Below are 1,029 nucleotides of genomic sequence, written 5' to 3' on the forward strand. Positions count from 1 at the left end.
ATGATTACTAGAAAAGTAGTATTTTTTCGTCCACCTTCTAAGTATTGGAAATCTAAACAATGATAAATGTATCAGTAGCAATGGCTGTTTATAACGGATCTAGTTATATTAATGAGCAAATCGATTCTATACTAAACCAGCTAAAAATTAATGATGAACTTGTCATTTCTTATGATGAATCTCAAGATAATACCTTTGATATTATTAGTGCTTACGCTAGTAAGGACGCAAGAGTAAAAGTTTTTAAAAACTTCGGTTCTGGAGTAGTTAGCAACTTTGAAAATGCAATCCGTAATACGCAAGGAGAATATATATTTCTTTCAGATCAGGATGATGTTTGGTCAGAAGATAAGATAGAAATCGTGATGCGTGAGTTTGTAAGGACAGGCGCTGATGCAATTGCGCATGATTACAAGTTAGTTGACGAGAATTTGAAACCGCTTAACTTAGAAGATAAATCGGGTTTTGAACTACGAGGAGGAAGTTCAAGCATTATAAAAAATTTGGTTCGTTTGAGTTATATTGGATGCTGTTTAGCTTTTAAGAGAAATATGAAAAGTTATATTTTGCCAATTCCAACTAAGCAAAGGTCACACGACTGGTGGATTGGAACAATGACAGGTCTAATAGGAAAGTTTTTAATAATAAATGATAAATTGATTCTTCATCGTATGCATATGAATAACGCAACACCAAAATCTCGACCTCCTTTAACTTACCAGTTTGAAGTTCGTTCTATAATATTATTTAACGCAATTAAAAGAGCTTTTGTTATAAAAGGGAGCGCGGATGATTTCAAAAACTAAAATATGTGCTGTTATTGTTACCTTTAACCCGGAAATGTCAAGATTCTTAGATAATGTCGATGCAGTTACAAAGCAGGTAGACGAGCTAATTGTCGTTGATAATGGCTCTACTAACATTGCTATTATTGAAAAAGAACTCCGAGAAAAAGACATCATATGTACACTAATTCCTTTAATGGATAATAAAGGGATTGGCGCAGCTCTTAATCGTGCAATAGAATAT

General features: G+C 33.2%; 2 protein-coding genes. Both read left to right on the forward strand.

Annotation, left to right across the window (positions count from 1 at the left end; genetic code table 11):
• The first annotated feature begins 59 nt into the window (after positions 1–59).
• Entirely contained in the window at positions 60–806 is a 747-nt protein-coding gene (locus K5Q92_RS23735; protein WP_220771246.1) for a glycosyltransferase, read from the forward strand.
• Positions 790–1,029: glycosyltransferase (locus K5Q92_RS23740; RefSeq protein WP_220771247.1), on the forward strand; the 240-nt coding region annotated here is incomplete at its 3' end. The genes K5Q92_RS23735 and K5Q92_RS23740, both read left to right, overlap by 17 nt.

This window comes from Shewanella sp. MBTL60-007 (assembly GCF_019654915.1).
GTDB lineage: Bacteria > Pseudomonadota > Gammaproteobacteria > Enterobacterales > Shewanellaceae > Shewanella.

Coding starts and splice junctions, on each gene's coding strand:
- K5Q92_RS23735 (WP_220771246.1), top strand. CDS start 60: ATGATAAATGTATCAGTAGCAATGGCTGTTTATAACGGATCTAGTTAT.